The sequence below is a fragment of the Cellulomonas telluris genome (genome assembly GCF_004886325.1).
Lineage (GTDB): Bacteria > Actinomycetota > Actinomycetes > Actinomycetales > Cellulomonadaceae > Cellulomonas > Cellulomonas telluris.
The window spans coordinates 1-501 of the sequence record NZ_QXFN01000141.1 but is presented as its reverse complement, the minus strand read 5'-3'; the positions used below and the strand labels follow the sequence as shown (position 1 = coordinate 501).

The following is a 501-nucleotide window of genomic DNA, read 5'->3' as shown; positions in this document are numbered from 1 at the left end:
TCGTCTTCAAGTTCAACCAGGACCAGGCCAAGGTCGACGAGATCATGCTCTCGGACAACGCCGACAGCCAGACCGCCGTCTCGACCTCGCTCGGTTCGGACAAGTACAACGACGCCAACGGCCAGCTCGGTGAGCGCCTCGTGCAGCAGACGTCGCAGTGTGTCTCCACGCTGACGCCGGACTACGAGCAGATCCCCGAGATCGAGGTCCGCAAGGCGCTCGCCTACGCGTACCCCTACGAGGACGTGTGGATCGCCGGCGGCGAGGTCCCGGGCGTGACCCGTGTCCCCGCCAACTCGGTCATGCCTCCCGGCATGGCGGGCAAGAAGGACTTCCAGGTCGACGGTGAGCAGATCACCTACGACCCGGAGAAGGCCAAGGCCCTGCTCGAGGAGGCCGGTGTCGAGACGCCGTACCCGATCACGATGGTCTACTACGAGGTCGACCCGCTGGCCAAGGCCACCCAGGACCAGATCACCAAGGGCTTCGAGGCCTCCGGCT

1 protein-coding gene is annotated in these 501 nt (G+C 65.7%); it reads left to right on the top strand.

Translation table 11 applies throughout. From position 1 onward, the window contains the following. Nucleotides 1-501, top strand: a 501-nt coding sequence (locus tag FB586_RS19125; protein WP_246037008.1) for an ABC transporter substrate-binding protein, incomplete at both ends; no start/stop codon positions are given.